The 16,805-nt window shown below is 68.9% G+C and carries 13 protein-coding genes; 12 read left to right on the top strand and 1 reads right to left on the bottom strand.

Annotation, left to right across the window (positions count from 1 at the left end; all coding sequences use genetic code 11):
* Positions 1-89: 89 nt before the first annotated feature.
* From DBV35_RS19515 to phoB, 7 genes are all read left to right on the top strand, one after another.
* The gene (locus DBV35_RS19515) at positions 90-1,325 is read left to right on the top strand and encodes an ATP-binding protein (RefSeq protein WP_108662060.1); all 1,236 of its coding nucleotides are present in this window, start codon (positions 90-92) and stop codon (positions 1,323-1,325) included.
* 157 nt (positions 1,326-1,482) lie between these two features.
* A complete protein-coding gene (locus DBV35_RS19510; RefSeq protein WP_108662059.1) occupies positions 1,483-2,523 on the top strand; it encodes a substrate-binding domain-containing protein in 1,041 nt (346 codons plus the stop codon).
* 157 nt (positions 2,524-2,680) lie between these two features.
* The gene (pstC, locus tag DBV35_RS19505) at positions 2,681-4,054 is read left to right on the top strand and encodes a phosphate ABC transporter permease subunit PstC (protein ID WP_245944005.1); all 1,374 of its coding nucleotides are present in this window, start codon (positions 2,681-2,683) and stop codon (positions 4,052-4,054) included.
* Between the two features lie 4 nt (positions 4,055-4,058).
* Positions 4,059-5,432: a phosphate ABC transporter permease PstA gene (gene pstA / locus DBV35_RS19500; protein WP_108662057.1), complete on the top strand. Its 1,374-nt coding sequence runs from the start codon at positions 4,059-4,061 to the stop codon at positions 5,430-5,432.
* A 26-nt stretch (positions 5,433-5,458) separates the two neighbouring features.
* The gene (pstB, locus tag DBV35_RS19495; protein WP_108662056.1) at positions 5,459-6,292 is read left to right on the top strand and encodes a phosphate ABC transporter ATP-binding protein PstB; all 834 of its coding nucleotides are present in this window, start codon (positions 5,459-5,461) and stop codon (positions 6,290-6,292) included.
* Positions 6,293-6,334: 42 nt separating this feature from the next.
* Entirely contained in the window at positions 6,335-7,063 is a 729-nt protein-coding gene (gene phoU / locus DBV35_RS19490) for a phosphate signaling complex protein PhoU (RefSeq protein ID WP_425428493.1), read from the top strand.
* Positions 7,064-7,065: 2 nt separating this feature from the next.
* Complete coding sequence (gene phoB, locus DBV35_RS19485; RefSeq protein ID WP_108662054.1) at positions 7,066-7,758, top strand: phosphate regulon transcriptional regulator PhoB; 693 nt, start codon at positions 7,066-7,068, stop codon at positions 7,756-7,758.
* 45 nt (positions 7,759-7,803) lie between these two features.
* Here phoB and DBV35_RS19480 read toward each other — a convergent pair whose 3' ends face one another.
* On the bottom strand, positions 7,804-8,424 hold the full coding sequence (locus tag DBV35_RS19480) for a GcrA family cell cycle regulator (RefSeq protein ID WP_342752388.1): 621 nt from the start codon (positions 8,422-8,424) through the stop codon (positions 7,804-7,806).
* A 194-nt stretch (positions 8,425-8,618) separates the two neighbouring features.
* On the opposite strand from DBV35_RS19480, the gene DBV35_RS19475 reads away from it, so the two are divergent.
* From DBV35_RS19475 to DBV35_RS19455, 5 genes are all read left to right on the top strand, one after another.
* Complete coding sequence (locus tag DBV35_RS19475) at positions 8,619-9,818, top strand: aspartate aminotransferase family protein (protein ID WP_108662052.1); 1,200 nt, start codon at positions 8,619-8,621, stop codon at positions 9,816-9,818.
* Entirely contained in the window at positions 9,815-10,726 is a 912-nt protein-coding gene (argF, locus tag DBV35_RS19470) for an ornithine carbamoyltransferase (RefSeq protein ID WP_108662051.1), read from the top strand. Before DBV35_RS19475 ends, argF begins: the two co-directional genes overlap by 4 nt.
* A 300-nt stretch (positions 10,727-11,026) precedes the next feature.
* Positions 11,027-12,004 carry an Hsp33 family molecular chaperone gene (locus tag DBV35_RS19465; RefSeq protein WP_108662050.1) on the top strand — a complete coding sequence of 326 codons (978 nt, stop codon included), beginning with the start codon at positions 11,027-11,029 and terminating at the stop codon, positions 12,002-12,004.
* A gap of 37 nt (positions 12,005-12,041) precedes the next feature.
* The gene (locus DBV35_RS19460; RefSeq protein ID WP_108662049.1) at positions 12,042-13,424 is read left to right on the top strand and encodes an efflux RND transporter periplasmic adaptor subunit; all 1,383 of its coding nucleotides are present in this window, start codon (positions 12,042-12,044) and stop codon (positions 13,422-13,424) included.
* Entirely contained in the window at positions 13,424-16,786 is a 3,363-nt protein-coding gene (locus tag DBV35_RS19455; protein WP_108662048.1) for an efflux RND transporter permease subunit, read from the top strand. Before DBV35_RS19460 ends, DBV35_RS19455 begins: the two co-directional genes overlap by 1 nt.
* Positions 16,787-16,805 lie beyond the last annotated feature (19 nt).

Here is a 16,805-nt window from a genome sequence, read left to right as displayed (position 1 = left end):
GAGGGATATTCCCTCAAGTCAAGCTTGCGTTAGGTCTCCGTGTTTTAATTGCCGTCAACTGGGGACACGCGTTGCGTCACGGAGCGAACATGCGATCCCTTCAGCGCGTCGTCTTAAGCGCTTTGCCCGTCGCCGGGTGTGTCCTCTGCGCGGCGCTCGTCATCGAGAATCCCACGGCCGGCCTCGCCGTCGCGGCAGCGGCGGGCCTGACCTTCTGGCGGCCTGGCCGCGCGGCGGCCGAGGAGATGGAGCTCTCCTCCCCCCTCACGAGCGATGCGCGCGCCATCCTCGACGTCTCGCCCGATGCCTGCATCATCCTGTCGAACGAGGGCACGATCCTCTGGGCGAACACCGCTGCGCGCGAGCAGCTCGGCATCTTCACGGTCGGCAACCCCATCTCCTTCGCGCTGCGCATCCCCGACCTTATCCGCGCGGTCGAGAAGGTGGGCCGCACCGGCCTTTCCGAGCGGGTGAGCTGGTCGGAAAAGGTGCCGACGACGCGCTGGTACGAGGCGTTCATCTCCGCCTGCACCCTCGCCGCCTCCGAGGGCGAGCGCGCGATCGCCCTCTTCGTGCGCGACCTCACCGAGCAGAAGCGGCTCGACCGGATGCGCGAGGATTTCGTCGCGAACGCCAGCCACGAGCTGCGCACCCCGCTCGCCGCGCTGACCGGCTTCATCGAGACGCTCCAGGGCCCCGCCCGCGACGACCCGAAGGCGCGCGAGCAATTCCTCGCGATCATGCGCGAGCAGGCCGACCGGATGAAGCGCCTCACCGACGCGCTCCTCTCCCTCTCCCGCATCGAGATGCGCGCCCATGTGCGGCCGACCGACATCGTCGACTGCACGGAGACCGTCCGCTACGCGGTCGAGATGATCCGCGCGATGGCGCAGGACCACAGCGTCGCGCTGGAGCTCGCCATCTCGCCCGACCCCATCCTGGTGCGCGGCGATTCGGACGAGCTCGTCCAGGTGATCGACAATCTCGTCGAGAACGCGATCAAGTATGGCGGCGATGGCGGGCGCGTCCTCATCAGCGTCGCCGCGGAAGCGAATCCGAGCGGGCCGATGGCGGTGATCTCGGTGGAGGATTTCGGCCGCGGCATCGCGCCCGAACACGTCCCGCGGCTGACCGAGCGCTTCTACCGCGTCGATGTCGAGGAATCGCGCGCCCGGCAGGGGACGGGGCTCGGCCTCGCGATCGTGAAGCACATCATCGCGCGCCATCGCGGACGGCTCACGGTGCGCTCCGAATTGGGCGCCGGATCAACCTTCGCGGTGCGAATTCCGCTGGAGAGCGGAATGACGCCGAAGGCAGAAGTCTAATTCACACGTTTTTTCAGTGACTTAGACTGTCGCGGAAAGTTCATCGATCCGACATAAGACATTCTGGAAGAGCCCATACTTGAGGGGTCAAGCGATCCGGCGGTGAACGACCTCGCCGCGGTCGCGCAGAGACGACCCCAACCGAGGGAGCAATCCAGTGAAATTCAATTCCATCGCGAGCGTCGCGGCGCTTGCCGCTGCCGGTGCGCTTGCCGCCACCGCCGCCGCCGCTCAGTCGCGCGACACGATCCAGATCGCGGGCTCGTCGACGGTTCTGCCGTTCGCGTCCGTGGTCGCCGAGGAATTCGGCAACACCTATCCCGAGTTCAAGACCCCGGTCGTCGGCTCCGGCGGTTCGTCGGGCGGCCTGCGCCAGTTCTGTGCTGGCGTCGGCGAGAACACCATCGACATCGCCAACGCCTCGCGCCCGATCCGCGGCTCCGAGGTCGAGGCCTGCGCCGCCAACGGCGTGAAGAACATCATCGAAGTCCGCGTCGGCTATGACGGCATCGTCTTCGCGTCCGACATCGAGAGCGGCCACTTCGAGCTTTCCCCGGCCCAGATCTTCCAGGCGATCGCCGCCGAAGTTCCGCAGGACGGCAAGCTCGTCGCGAACCCCTACACCAACTGGAACCAGATCGATTCCAGCCTCCCGGACCAGGACATCACCCTCGTGATCCCGGGCACCAATCACGGCACCCGTGAAGTGTTCGAAGAGAAGGTGATCGCGCCGGGCTGCGAGTCCTTCGAAGTCATCGAAGCGCTCGAAGGCGACGCCAAGAAGGCGGCTTGCATCACCTTCCGCCAGGACGGCCGCGTCATCGAGGTTGCCGGCGACTACACCGAGACGCTCGGCCGTCTCGACGCCCAGCCGAACGCCGTCGGCGTGTTCGGTCTCTCCTTCTACGACCAGAACCGTGACCGCCTCCAGGTCGCCACGATCGACGGCGTCGAGCCCTCGCTCGACACGATCGCGACCGGCGAATATCCGGTGTCGCGTCCGCTCTTCTTCTACGTGAAGGGCGAGCACATGGGCGTCATTCCGGGCATCGAAGACTACGCCCTCTACTTCCTCTCCGACGCCGTTTCCGGCACCGGCTCCCCGCTCGAGGCCCTCGGCCTGATCCCGCTCCCGGACGACGAGCGCCAGGCCCAGGTCGAGAAGGTCGAGAACAAGACGACCGTCGAGACCAACTGATCTCGCATCGCGCGCGGCGCCCTCGGCACCCGCGCCCTTCTACGGAGGCCCGCCGTCACCGACGGCGGGTCTTTCGGCCGCTGAGGCCATCCCCCTTCGCAGACGATGCCGCCCACGGCGAATGTCGCCGCCTCACTCCGACCACGCGGAGCCTTCAGTGAACACACTGATCGTCATAGCCGTCCTCCTGATCGCCCTTGGGTTCGCCTACAGCTGGGGTGTCCGGGTCAGCCGCAATGTGGCGGGCCGCACGGGTGCCAAGATGCACTCCCGCCCCGTCTATTACGGCCTCTATGTCATGCTGTGGTGCGCGATCCCCGCGGCCATCGTCCTGATCCTCTACCTCCTCTTCGAGCCGATGATCGCCGACTCGGTCGTGCGCGCCTATCTGCCCGATGACGTGCTCGCCAACACGGGCGAGCTGCCGGGCATCCTGCGCAGCATCGAGAGCATCGCCTCCGGCTACGGCATCGTCGGCGAGGTCGCGCCCTACCAGCAGCAGGCCGCCGAGGCGCTCCAGTCCTTCAACATGATGGCGCGGCTCGCCCTCATCGCGCTCGCCGCGGTGGCCGCGGTCGCCGGCCTCGTGTTCGCCCAGCGCCGGATCAGCCCCAACTTCCGCGCCCGCAACCGGGTCGAGATCGCGATCAAGGTGCTCCTCCTCACCTGCTCGGCGATCGCGATCCTGACGACGGTCGGCATCGTGCTCTCGGTCCTGTCCGAGGCGATCCGCTTCTTCACCTTCGTCCACCCGATCGACTTCTTCTTCGGCACCACCTGGAACCCGCGCTTCTCGACCACCGGGACCGGCGGCCAGGGCGAGTTCGGCCTCCTGCCGCTCCTTGCCGGCACGATGATGATCACCGTCATCGCGATGGCGGTCGCGGTGCCGATCGGCCTGATGGCGGCGGTGTACCTGTCCGAATATGCGGGCCGGAAATTCCGCTTCGTCGCGAAGCCCCTCCTCGAGGTGCTCGCCGGCATCCCGACCATCGTCTACGGCTTCTTCGCGCTCGTCACGGTCGGCCCCTTCCTGAACCAGGTGGGCGCCATGATCGGGCTCAACATCAACGCCACCAGCGCCTTCACCGCCGGCATCGTGATGGGGATCATGATCATCCCCTTCGTGTCGTCCCTCTCGGACGACATCATCACCCAGGTGCCGCAGGCGATGCGTGACGGCTCCTACGGCCTCGGCGCGACCCAGTCCGAGACGATCCGCAGGGTCATCCTCCCGGCGGCGCTGCCGGGCATCGTCGGCGCCTTCCTCCTCGCGGTGAGCCGCGCGGTGGGCGAGACGATGATCGTGGTGCTCGCGGCCGGCAACAGCCCGGTCCTGACCGGCAACCCGTTCGAGGCGGTGTCGACCGTCACCGTCACCATCGTGAACCAGCTCACCGGCGACACCGACTTCGCGAGCCCGCAATCGCTCGTCGCCTTCGCGCTGGGCCTGACCCTCTTCGTCATCACGCTCTGCCTCAACGTGGTGGCCATCTACATCGTCAAGAAATACCGGGAGCAATACGAGTAGGCCGATGGCGATCCAGTCCACTGACGCCGCCATTCCCGGCGGCCCCTCCATCATCGAGACCCGCGCCCGCATCCAGCAGCGTCTCGCCGGCCGCCACCGCTCGGAATTCATCTTCCGCTCGGTGGGCCTCGGCGCGATCCTCCTCGGCATTGCGCTCGTCGGCATCCTGTTCGGCTCGATCCTCGCGAAGGGCATCCCCGCCTTCACGCAGGCGACGCTGCACCTCAACGTCACCTTCGACACCGACATCCTGCGCCTGCCGCCCCGGCCGGAGCAGGCCCCCGGCCAGAGCGCGGCGGAGTTCCACGCCGAGCTGATCTCCTGGCAGCGCAAGCTGCGCACGGCGAACTGGAACCGCCTCATCCAGGCGGCCCTCGCCGAGCAGATCCCGGCGATCGGCGACAATGCGCGCGACGCGGGCGGCATGGTCGCCTCCGGCGAACGCGTGAAGCTGTGGGACATGGTGGAGAGCGATCCGACCATCATCGGCAAGACGGTGCCGGTCTCGCTCGTCGCCGCCGCGAATGTCGACGTCTGGCTGAAGGGCAACATCGACCGCACGCTCGACCAGCGCTACCAGCAGCTCACCGCGCTGCAGCAGCAATGGTCGGACGAGCTCTATGAGCGCGGCGTGATCCGGATGGACTTCTCGACCTCGCTGTTCACCAATGTCGACTCGCGCTCCTCGCCCGCGACGGCCGGTCTCCTCGGCGCCATCGTCGGCTCGCTCATGATGATGCTCATCGTCCTCGTGGTCGCGGTCCCGGTCGGCGTGATGGCGGCGATCTACCTCGAGGAGTTCGCCCCGAAGAACCGGATCACCGACCTCATCGAGATCAACATCAACAACCTCGCCGCGGTCCCCTCGATCGTGTTCGGTCTGCTCGGCGCGGCGGTGTTCATCAACTTCCTGGGGCTGCCGCTCTCGGCGCCTCTCGTCGGCGGCCTCGTCCTCTCCCTGATGACGCTGCCGACCGTCATCATCGCCTCGCGCGCCTCGCTGCGCGCCGTGCCGCCCTCGATCCGCCAGGCCGCGCTCGGCGTCGGCGCTTCGCCGACCCAGGCGATGTTCCACCACACCCTGCCGCTGGCGGTGCCGGGGATGCTGACGGGTGCGATCATCGGCGTGGCGCAAGCTCTCGGTGAGACCGCGCCGCTGCTCCTCATCGGCATGAACGCCTTCGTCGCCAGTGTTCCGTCCACGCCGATGGAACAGGCTTCCGCTCTGCCCGTGCAGATCTATCTATGGCAGGGCAACGAGCTGCGGAACTTCTTCGAAGCGCGCACCTCCGCGGCGATCATCGTCCTGCTCGCCGTCATGATTACGCTGAATGCCCTCGCCATCGTCCTGCGCCACCGCTTCGAGCGGCGGTGGTAGTGGCCAATACGCACAAGGATAGACCCATGAGTGCTGTCGCCTACGCGGATGCGCCCCAAGAGCCCCGCTACGAGACCATCCGGATCCCGGACCCGCAGCCGCGCGACACCAAGATCGCCGCGCAGGACGTGTCCGTCTTCTACGGTGCGAAGCAGGCCCTCCACCACGTCTCGATCGACATCCCGGCCCGTGCCGTGACCGCCTTCATCGGCCCGTCGGGCTGCGGCAAGTCCACGTTCCTGCGCTGCTTCAACCGCATGAACGACACCATCGAGAATTGCCGCGTCGTCGGCACGCTCGACATGGAGGGGGACGACCTCAACGACCACAGCCTCGACGTGGTGCTCCTGCGCGCCCGCGTCGGCATGGTCTTCCAGAAGCCGAACCCGTTCCCGAAGTCGATCTACGAGAACATCGCCTACGGCCCGCGCATCCACGGCGTGTCGAAGTCGAAGGCCGATCTCGACGAGATCATCGAGAGCAGCCTCACCAAGGCCGGCCTCTGGAACGAGGTGAAGGACCGCCTGCACGAGCCCGGCACCGGCCTCTCCGGCGGCCAGCAGCAGCGCCTGTGCATCGCCCGCGCGATCGCCGTCAGCCCGGAAGTCATCCTGATGGACGAGCCGTGCTCGGCGCTCGACCCGATCGCCACGGCCCGCGTCGAAGAGTTGATCCGCGAGTTGCGTGAAAACTATACGATCGTCATCGTGACGCACTCGATGAGCCAGGCGCAGCGCGTGTCCGACCGCACCGCCTATTTCCACCTCGGCTATCTTGTCGAGGAAGGCCCGACTGAGAATATTTTCAACGATCCGCAAGAGAAGCGGACGAAGGACTATATCACCGGCGTTTTCGGCTGATCGTATCGTCGAGGCGCACGGACAATCTGGAGGATGACGTCCGTGACGGATAGTGTTCGCGACCGGCAGCGTGAGTTGCAGAGTCTTGCCGGTGAGATCGCAGAGATGGGCGGGCTCGCCGAGCGCCTCGTGATGGACAGCGTGATCGCGCTGACCCGGATCGACACCCAGCTCGCCCGCGCCGTGATCGCCGCCGATCAGCGTCTCGACGCCATGCAGCGCACGGTCGAGGCGCACGCGGTCGATCTGATCGCGGCGCACCGTCCGGTCGACAAGCCGCTGCGCGAGCTCGTGGCGGCGCTGCGCATCTCCTCCGACCTCGAACGGGTCGGGGACCTTGCGAAGAACAACGCCAAGCGCGTCCTCGCGATCGAGGGGCGGATCCATCCGACCCGCGTGGCGCTCGGCGTGGAGCACATGTCCGACATCGCGCTCGAGCAGCTGAAGGCCGTGCTCGACGCGTTCACGAGCCAGGACCTCTCCGCCGCCCTCGAAGTGCGCAATCGCGACGACGAGGTCGACGCCATCTACACGTCCATTTTCCGCGAGCTTCTGACCTACATGATGGAAGACCCGCGGAACATCACCTTCTGCACCCACCTCCTGTTCTGCGCGAAGAACATCGAGCGCATCGGCGACCACGCGACCAACATCGCCGAGAACATCCACTACCTCGTCACCGGCGAGCAGCCGGCCGAGGCACGGGTGAAGGCCGACACGTCCGCCTACCTGCCCGCCGACTTCACCAGCAAACCCCCTAGGAGTTCCTGATCGTGCCACGGGTCATGATCGTGGAGGATGAGGAACCCCTCATTCTCCTCCTGCGCTACAATCTCGAAGCCGACGGATATGATGTCGAGGCTTGCCGACGCGGCGACGAAGCCGAGCTGCGCCTCCTCGAAGAACTCCCGGACCTTCTGATTCTCGACTGGATGCTGCCGGGCCTCTCCGGCATCGAGCTGTGCCGCCGCATCCGCTCGCGGCCCCAGTCCGAGCACCTGCCGGTCGTCATGCTGACCGCGCGCGGCGAGGAGACGGAGCGCATCCGCGGCCTCGCGACCGGCGCGGACGATTATGTCGTGAAGCCGTTCTCGACGCCTGAGCTGATGGCGCGCGTGCGGGCGATCCTGCGCCGCTCGAAGCCGGAGGTGGTCTCCTCGATGCTGCGCGCGGGCGATATCGAGCTCGACCGAACGACGCACCGCGTCCGCCGCGCGACGCGCGAGGTCCATCTCGGCCCGACCGAGTTCCGCCTTCTGGAATTCCTGATGCAGTCCCCCGGCCGCGTCTTCTCGCGCGAGCAGCTTCTCGACGGGGTGTGGGGACGGGACGTCTATGTCGACGAGCGCACCGTCGACGTCCATATCGGCCGGCTGCGCAAGGCGATGAACCGCGGCAAGGCCCGCGACCCGATCCGCACGGTGCGCGGCGCCGGCTACGCCTTCAACGACCAGTTCGCGCGCTGAGGCGCGCGGGCCCGGCGGTCGCAGCCGGGGGAACGGGAGGCCGCCTCAGTGCGGCCTGTCCTTGCCCTTCTTGGCGACGCGCTGCGGGAACGCGAGATCAGCGTGCGCATTGCAATAGACGGCACCCGGCGTCGTCCGCGCGCCGCAAAAATGGAAGCGCGGATCGGACGGATCGCCGATCGGCCAGCGGCAATGGGAATGTCCGAGATCGAGCAGCGTGATCCCACCGCGCAGCGGCACGACCTCCGCGACCGGCTCGGGCTGGGGCGGGGCGATCATCGGCGGCGCCTCGCGCTCCACCACCTTCACCACGGTCGAGCCGACGGCCATGACGCGCGGCTGCGCGCCGGCGGGCTTCGGCCGCGCGACGTGGGGCGGGACGGACGGCGCCGGCGCGCTGACGGTGCGCTGGCGCGTCGGACGGGCCTTCGGCGTTTTGACGCGCCCAGACAGGCCCAGTCGATGGATCTTGCCGATCACCGCATTGCGGCTGACGCCGCCAAGGGTGGTCGCGATCTGGGAGGCCGAATGGCCTTCCGCCCAGAGTTTCCGCAGCACTTCGATTCGCTCGTCGGTCCAGCTCATCGGGCAACCCCCTTTGTCCACGGCCGATCCACAGGGACTCCACAGCCGCACGCCGACGATCGGCGCCAGGAAGCGCGGCAAACCGTGAGGAGTATGCGGGGCACGCGAAATCGTGCCTTGCTGACGCGAATCCTAGGAGATTTGACGAATCACCGTCTATGCCCTCGGACTCACGGACGACTCGAACCTTGCTTTTTCCCCAACCATCGGGAAGAAAGCCCGCTCGTTCCCGCCACATCAAAAGTTTCATGTGGAGAAGCGCGAAAGGCGCCGAAATGACCCTCAACAGCCTGTTCAAGAACTACAACCGCGTCGACATCTCCTTCGAGAAGGGGGAGGGCGTGTGGCTCGAGGGTTCGGACGGGCGACGATATCTCGACATGGGAGCCGGCATTGCGGTGACCGCGCTCGGGCACGCCCATCCCCATCTCGTCGAGACGCTGCGGGAGGCCGCGGGCAAGGTCTGGCACACGTCCAACCTCTACCGGATTCCGGAGCAGGAGCGGCTCGCCGAGCGGCTGTGCGCGGCGACCTTCGCCGACCGGGTCTTCTTCTGCAACTCGGGCGCCGAGGCGAACGAGGCGGCGATCAAGGCCGCGCGCCGCTATCATTATGTGAAGGGCGCGCCGAACCGGACCCGCATCATCACCGTCGAGGGCGCCTTCCACGGCCGCACGCTCGGCACGATCGCGGCCGGCGGCTCGCCCAAATATCTGGAAGGCTTCGGTGAGCCCCTCACCGGGTTCGATCAGGTGCCGTTCAACGACCTGAAGGCCGCCGAAGCGGCGATCGGGCCGGATACGGCCGCCATCATGGTCGAGCCGATCCAGGGCGAGGGCGGCATCCGCGTCATGGACCGGCAGGTCCTGAAGGGCCTGCGGGCGCTGTGCGACAAGCACGGCCTCTTGCTCGTCTTCGACGAGGTACAGACCGGTCTCGGCCGTCTCGGCACGCTCTTCGCCTATGAGAGCCTCGGCGTCACGCCGGATATCCTCGCCTCGGCGAAGGGTCTCGGCGGCGGCTTCCCGATCGGCGCGTGCCTTGCGACCGAGGATGCGGCCTCCGGCATCGTCGCCGGCACGCACGGCACCACCTTCGGCGGCAACGCGCTCGCCGTGACGGTGGCGAACGCCGTGCTCGACGTCGTCCTGGCGCCGGGCTTCCTCGACGAGGTGAAGCGCAAGGGGCTCGTCGCCAAGCAGCTCCTCGCCGGCGTCGTCGACGCGCATCCGAAGGTCTTCTCCGAGATTCGCGGCGAAGGCCTGATGCTCGGCGTGAAGTGCACCGCGCCGATCGGCGATGTCGTCACCGCGGCACGTCAGGAAGGTCTTCTCCTCGTGCCGGCCGGCGAAGCGACCGCGCGTCTCCTCCCGGCCCTCACCGTGACCGATGAGGAGCTGAAGGAAGCCACGCACCGTCTCGAATCGGCCGCGCGCGACGTGGAGCGGGCGCTGGAGGCGGCGGCCTCGGCATGACCAAACGGGATTTTCTGGATATCGCGTCGCAGACCCCTGCGACGCTGAGAACGATTCTGGACGAGGCGCACCGGCTGAAGGCGGCCGGGCGCGACCGGCTGGACATGCTGACGGGCAACACGCTCGCCATGCTGTTCGAGCAGGTCTCGACCCGCACCCGCTTCTCCTTCGACCTCGCGATGCGCGAGCTCGGCGGCGACACCATCGTCGCCTCTGGCGGCGAGATGCAGCTCGGCCGCGGCGAGAGCCTCGGCGACACGGCCGCGGTGCTGTCGCGCTATGTCGACGCCATCATGATCCGGATGCTCGACCATGACGGGCTCGTCACGTTCGCGCGCCAGGCCTCGATCCCGGTCATCAACGGCCTCACCCGCCGTTCGCACCCGTGCCAGATCATGGCCGACATCCAGACGATCGAGGAGCGCCTCGGCCCGATCTCCGAGCGCACCGTCGCCTGGGTCGGGGACGGCAACAACGTCGCCGCCACCTTCGTCGAAGCGGCGACGCGGCTGAACTTCCGCCTCAAGATCGCGACGCCGTCCGAGCTGGAGCTCCCCGCGACGCTCGTCGCGTCGGCCGAGGCCGAAGGGGCGAAACTCGAGGTCGGGCTCGACCCGTGGAAGGCCGTGAAGGACGCCGACGTCGTCGTCACCGACACGTGGACCTCGATGGGCGACATCGACGAGGACCGCCGCCGCACACTGCTGACGCCCTTCCGCGTCGACAATGCGCTGATGGCGGCCGCCGCGCCGAACGCGATCTTCCTCCACTGCCTCCCCGCCCACCGCGGCGAGGAGGTGACGGACGAGGTGATGGACGGCCCGCAATCGGCGGTGTTCGACGAGGCGGAGAATCGCGTCCACGCCCAGAAGGCGATCCTCGCCTGGTGCTTCGGCGCCATCGGCTGAGAGAGGCCGGAGGCCGGGTTCACGCCCGGCCTTCTTTTTACCGACAAGGCAGGCCGCATCCCCGCGGCCGACCTCGCCGAACCCACCGGTCGAGACGCCGCTCTCCGGGCCGCTGCGGGGCTGTCGGCAGGGTGTGACGGGCCCGCGATCCGCGTGCGGTGACGATCGCGCCGCGAGTGCCTATATGTCGGTTTTCGGGACATTCTCGGATGCAACGATCGGGTGCCGTTTCGCGGCGCCGCGACCCTTTGTTACGGAGAAGCGCGTGCAGAGTTTCAACCATCCCGGCGGAGTCGTCGCGTGAACGCGGACCACAGAAGCGACGATCTCGTCCTCCCCTTCGCCGTCGAGGCGCTCGATGTGCGCGGCCGTGTGGCGCGCCTCGGGCCTGCGCTCGATTCCATTCTTCGCAAGCACGACTATCCCCCCATCGTCTCTCGCCTGCTCGGCGAGGCGGTGGTGCTCAACGTCCTCTTCGCGACCGCGCTGAAGCTGGAGGGCCGCGTCGTCCTCCAGATCCAGTCCAACGGCCCGGTGTCCCTCCTCGTCACGGACTTCACGAGCCCGGACAGCCTGCGCGGCTATGCGAAATTCGACGAGGCGGCGATCGCCGCCCTCCCCGATTCTCCGACGCTGCCGGAGATCGTGGGCGAGGGCTCGCTCGCGCTGACGGTCGACCCGCGCGCCAACATGCGCCGCTATCAGGGCGTCGTCGCGCTGGACGGCAACAGCCTCGAAGAGGTCGCGCTCAGCTACTTCACCCAGTCGGAGCAGATCCCGACGATGATCCGCCTCGCCGTCGCCGAGACGCTGGAACGTCAGCCCGGCGAGGAGCCGCGCCGCACCTGGCGCGGCGGCGGCGTCACCGTGCAGTTCCTGCCGGAGGCGAGCGACCGGATCGTGGTGCGGGACCTTGCCCCCGGCGACGCGCCGGACGACGCGATCCTCGACACGCGGGAGGACGACGACGCGTGGGTGGAGGCGTCCGCCCGCGCCCAAAGCACGCAGGACCACGAGCTGGTCGACCCGGCCATCACGGCCGAGCGGCTGCTCCTGCGCCTGTTTCACCAGCGGGACGTGCGCGTCTTCGACCCGTTCACCGTGAGTGCAGACTGTCACTGCTCAACTGAGCGCATCAAGACGATGCTCGAGCAGTTTGACGACGGCGACCGTTCGTCCATGGTGGAGGACGGGGTGATCAAGGTGACATGCGAGTTTTGCAACACGCACTACACGTTCGACCCGGACAAGCTCGACCTGGTCGGCGAGCCGCACTGAGCGAGACTGCCGGACGCCGCGCCCGCGGCGGCGTCCGATGAAGCGCGCCCTGCGCCTCGGCGCGCAGGCCATCCTGCCGGCCGCCGTCCTCTTCGGCGCATTCTCGCTGACGAGCCACCTCGTCAGCGGCGGGCGGACCATGCCCGCCGCCCCGCCACGCACCGAGGCCGTCTACGCCGTCGCGGCCACGAACGCCGTGGTGGACACAAACCGCGCCACGCTGCGCGCCTTCGGCACCATCGTGGCCGCGGAGACGGCGGAGCTGCGCGTCGCCTCCCCCGGCGAGGTGATCGCCATCGCCGACGGGCTCGAAGTCGGCGAGATCGTCGAGGCCGGCACCGCGCTCGTCACCATTGACCCCTTCGCCTACGAGGGCGCGCTGCGCGAGGCGCGCGCCCAGCTCGCCGAGGCCGTCGCCGGGCGGGAGGAGGCCGCCGCGCGCATCCAGATGGAGGAGAGCGCGGCGGAGCGGGCGCGCGAGCAGCTCGACCTCGCCGCCCGCGATCTCGAGCGGGCGCGCGCGCTCGTCTCCAGCGGGAACATCACCGAGAAGGGCGTCGACGACCGCCGCCTCCTCGTCAGCCAGGCGACGCAGACGATGGAGCAGCGCCGCTACACGCTGCGCGCCGAGGAGGCGCGGCACGAGCAGCAGGTCGCGGCGGTGGAGCGGCTCGAATGGCTCGTGGAGAGCGCTGAGCGCGCGCTGCAGGACACCGTCCTCACCGCCCCCTTCAACGGCATCGTGCGCGAGGAAAACGCCGCGATCGGCCAGATCCTCGGCGCGAACGACATGGCCGTCTCGCTCATCGGCGCCGACGCGCTCGACGTGCGCTTCGTCCTCTCCGACCAGCGCTATGGCCGCCTTCTCGCCCACGGCTCGCTGCTCGGCACGCCGATCTCCCTCACCTGGCGGATCGGCGACATTCCCCTCACCTATTCGGCCGTCATCACCCGCGTCGCTGCGGACATCGCGAGCGGCACCGGCGGCGTCGACGTTTTCGCGCGGATCGAGATGCCCGAGGCGGGGGCCGTGCCGCGGCCGGGCGCGTTCGTGGAGGTCACCGTGCCGGGGCCGCGCCATCCGGGGTCCGTGCGCCTTCCGGCGACCGCCCTCTACGGCCAGTCGGTCTATGTCATCGCCGAGGAGGAGCGGCTGAAGGCCCGGCCCGTGCGCCTCCTCGCCCTCGACGACGGCGAGATCATCGTGTCCGGCCCGATCGCGCCCGGCGAGGCGGTCATCACCACGCGCCTCGCCGAGATCGGCGAGGGCATCAAGGTGCGCCGCGTCGATGACCCGTCGGTGCCGAGCCTTGCCGACCTCACCCGTGCGCGCACGCCCGAGGCCGAGGCCCCCGCGATCCCGAACGACGCGCCCCAGGCCCATCCGCGCCGGCGCGGCCCCCCGGCGGACCGCTCCTGATGACGCCCGCCTCGCTGATCGAAAGGTTCGCGCGGCACCCGAACGCCGCGAATCTGCTGATGGTGCTGATGCTGGCGCTCGGCCTCTTCGCGCTCACCAACCTCACCACGCGCTTCTGGCCGCCGACCGAGCTCAACGAGGTCGAGATCACCATCGCCTGGCCCGGCGCCAGCGCGGAGGACGTCAGCAAGACCATCCTCGCTGCGGTCGAGCCGGCGGTGCGCTATCTCGACAATGTCGACAATCTGCGCTCGATCGGGCGCGACGGCTCCGCCTTCACCTCCGTCGCCTTCGAGGCGGGGAGCGACATGCAGAAGGCGCTGAGCGACGTCGAGCAGGCCGTCGGCGCGATCACGACGCTGCCCGAGGAGGCCGAGCGGCCCGTCATCCGCTTCGACACGATGCGGGACCCGGTCGCCAAGATCAGCATCTCCGGCCCCTTCACCGAGGAGGCGCTTCAGGTCTTCGCCCGCCGCATCCGCGACGACCTCCTCGACCGCGGGCTCGACCGGATCTCGTTCGGCGGGGTGCGCGAGCGCGAGATCATCGTCGACGCGCGCGAACACGACCTCATGCGCCTCGGCCTCACGACCGACGACATCGCGGCCGCAATCCGCGCGAACACGGTGGACCGACCGTCCGGCGTGCTCGACGGGGCGGTGGACCGGCAGGTCCGCGTCGTCTCCGACGAGGAGACGCCGCGCGCCATCGCCGCGATCACCGTCAAGGCGCTCGACAATGGGGAGCGGATCACGATCGGGGACGTCGCCGACGTCACCAACGGCTTCTCGCGCGGGTCGGTGACGGGGCTGCGGGACGGCAATCCGGCGATCGAGCTGACGATCCAGCGCGCCCAGACCGCCGACGCGCTGACGACGGACCGCATCGTCCGCGACTATGTCGAGGAGGCGCGCGAGACCTTGCCGGCGAGCCTGCACCTCAAGCTCTATGACGTGAGCACGGCGCAGCTCTGGGAGCGCATCTCGATGCTCATCACCAACGGCTGGCAGGGGCTCGCCGTGGTGCTCGTGGTGCTGTTCCTCTTCCTCGACGCCCGCGTCGCCTTCTGGGTCGCGCTCGGCGTTCCGGTGGCCTTCGCGGGCACGCTCGCGGTCATGTTCGCGAGTGGGCAGTCGATCAACATGATCTCCCTCTTCGCGCTCATCATGATGCTCGGCGTCATCGTCGACGACGCGATCGTCGTCGGCGAACACGCCGACACGCTCACCGCACGCGGCCTGCCGCCCGGCGAGGCGGCGACGCGCGGGGCGACGGAGATGCTGGTCCCCGTGCTCGCCTCCTCGCTCACCACAATCGCCGCCCTCGCCCCGATCTTCCTGATGCGCGACATCATCGGGCAGATGATGGCGGCGCTCCCGCTCGTCGGCATCGCCATCATTATCGCCTCGCTGATCGAGTGCTTCTTCGTCTTGCCCGGCCATCTCGCCCACGCCGGCCGCCCGCCGAGCGGGCTCGCGATCGGGCGCTTCCTGCGGCTCACCTTGATGGCCGGCATCGGCGCGGCCTTCATCGGCGGCATCATCCGCGCGGGGGGAGCCATGTTCGCGGGGCCCGATGCGGCGCCCTCCGCGCTCGGCGCGATCCTCAGCCTGCCGGTGAGCCTCCTCGCGGTCGTCGCGATCCTCCTCGGCCTCGTCCTCGCGGGGCTCGTGGAGCGTGTCCTCGCCCGCCGGCGCGGGCGGGTTGCCGGTCCCTCCCCGCTCGCCCGCTTCCGCGCGGGCTTCGATCGCGGGTTCGACGCCTTCCGCAACGGCCCCTTCACCCGCTTCGTCGCCGCGAGCTTCGCCTTCCGCTACACGACGGCGGCGGTTGCGGTCGGCAGCATCGTGGTCGTCCTCTACGGGCTATATGTCGGCGGCGGGCACGTGCGGTTCGTCTTCTTCCCCTCGCCGGAGGCCGAGTTCGTCTCGGCCCGCGTCGAGTTCCACGCCGGCACCCCGCGCGAGGTCGCGATCGCCGGGATGGAGAAGATCGAGGCCGCGCTGACGGCCGCGCAGCAGGAGCTCGCGCCGAAGGGCGAGGTGCTGGTGGAGGACGTCTACGCCCTCATCGGCCGCGCCGGACGCGACCGGGGGGACAATCTCGCGACGCTCTCGGTCCAGCTCACCCCGTCCGAAGACCGGACGGTGCGCACGCCCGACATCGTGCGGGCCTGGCGCGAGAAGATCCCCGACCTTTCAGGCCTCAAGCGAGTCTCCATCGCCGAACGGCGCGGCGGGCCGCCGGGGCGCGACATCGACCTGAAGCTCACCGGCGCGGACGCCGGCAGCCTCAAGGAGGCGGCGGCGTCCATCATGGCCGCGCTCGAGGCGATGCCGGGCGTCTCCGCCGTCACCGACGACCTGCCCTATGGCAAGCCGGAGATCGTGATCCGCCTCACCCCGCGCGGCGAGGCGCTCGGTTTCTCGATCGAGTCCATCGGCCGCCAGGTGCGCGGCGCGTTCGAGGGCGACATCGCCCGCCGCCTCGCCCAGGGCGACGAGGAGGTGCCGGTCCGCGTGCGCCAGCGCACCGACGGGCGGCCCGTCCCGCTGGAGGATCTCTTCCTGCGCGCGCCGGGCGGGATCTTCGTGCCGCTGACGGAGGTCGCACAGATCACCGAGCGCAACACCTTCTCGCTGATCCTGCGGCGCGACGGGGTCGTCACCGTCGCCGTGACGGCGGATGTCGACCCCGCGGTCGCCTCGCCGCAGGACGTGAGCGCGCGCATCGCGGAGACGGCGCTGCCGGCCGCGGAGGCGCGCTATGGGGTGCGTGGGGAGTTCGCGGGGCGCGACCGGGAGCGGCGCCGCTCCTTCGAGGACCTTCGCCAGGGCGCTTATCTCGCGATGGTGGTGATCTACCTGACGCTCGCGCTGGTGTTCGGCTCCTACTGGCGGCCGATCGTCATCATGATGATCATCCCGTTCGGCGCGGTGGGGGCGATCATCGGCCACGCGCTCCTCGGCATGAACCTCACCATCGTGAGCTTCGTGGGGTTGCTGGGGCTCGCGGGCATCCTCGTCAACGACTCGATCATCCTCGTGAAGCGCTTCGACGAGCGCCTGGAGGCCGGTGAGGACCACGCGACGGCGGCGGTGGGGGCGAGCGCGGACCGGCTGCGCGCGGTGATCCTGACGTCGCTGACGACGATCGGCGGGCTCTTCCCGCTCCTCTTCGAGACGTCGATGTCAGCGCAATTCCTACTGCCGATGGCGGTGACGATCGTGTTCGGCCTCGCCGCCGCGACGGTGCTGGTGCTCGTGCTGGTGCCGACGCTGATCGGAATCGGCTTCGATATCGGCCGGGTCTTCGCCGGGCTGATCGGGCGGCGCGAGGGCGCGACGGAAGGCCGGCCCTGACCGAGGAATCAGAGCCGCG

The organism is Acuticoccus kandeliae (assembly GCF_003073115.1).
This window is presented reverse-complemented; position numbering and strand designations above follow the sequence as displayed.

Excerpts from the sequence above, each read along its gene's own strand:
- DBV35_RS19460 (WP_108662049.1), top strand. The coding sequence starts at position 12,042 with ATGAAGCGCGCCCTGCGCCTCGGCGCGCAGGCCATCCTGCCGGCCGCC.
- DBV35_RS19515 (WP_108662060.1), top strand. The coding sequence starts at position 90 with ATGCGATCCCTTCAGCGCGTCGTCTTAAGCGCTTTGCCCGTCGCCGGG.
- DBV35_RS19455 (WP_108662048.1), top strand. The coding sequence starts at position 13,424 with ATGACGCCCGCCTCGCTGATCGAAAGGTTCGCGCGGCACCCGAACGCC.
- pstA (WP_108662057.1), top strand. The coding sequence starts at position 4,059 with ATGGCGATCCAGTCCACTGACGCCGCCATTCCCGGCGGCCCCTCCATC.
- pstB (WP_108662056.1), top strand. The coding sequence starts at position 5,459 with ATGAGTGCTGTCGCCTACGCGGATGCGCCCCAAGAGCCCCGCTACGAG.
- argF (WP_108662051.1), top strand. The coding sequence starts at position 9,815 with ATGACCAAACGGGATTTTCTGGATATCGCGTCGCAGACCCCTGCGACG.
- DBV35_RS19475 (WP_108662052.1), top strand. The coding sequence starts at position 8,619 with ATGACCCTCAACAGCCTGTTCAAGAACTACAACCGCGTCGACATCTCC.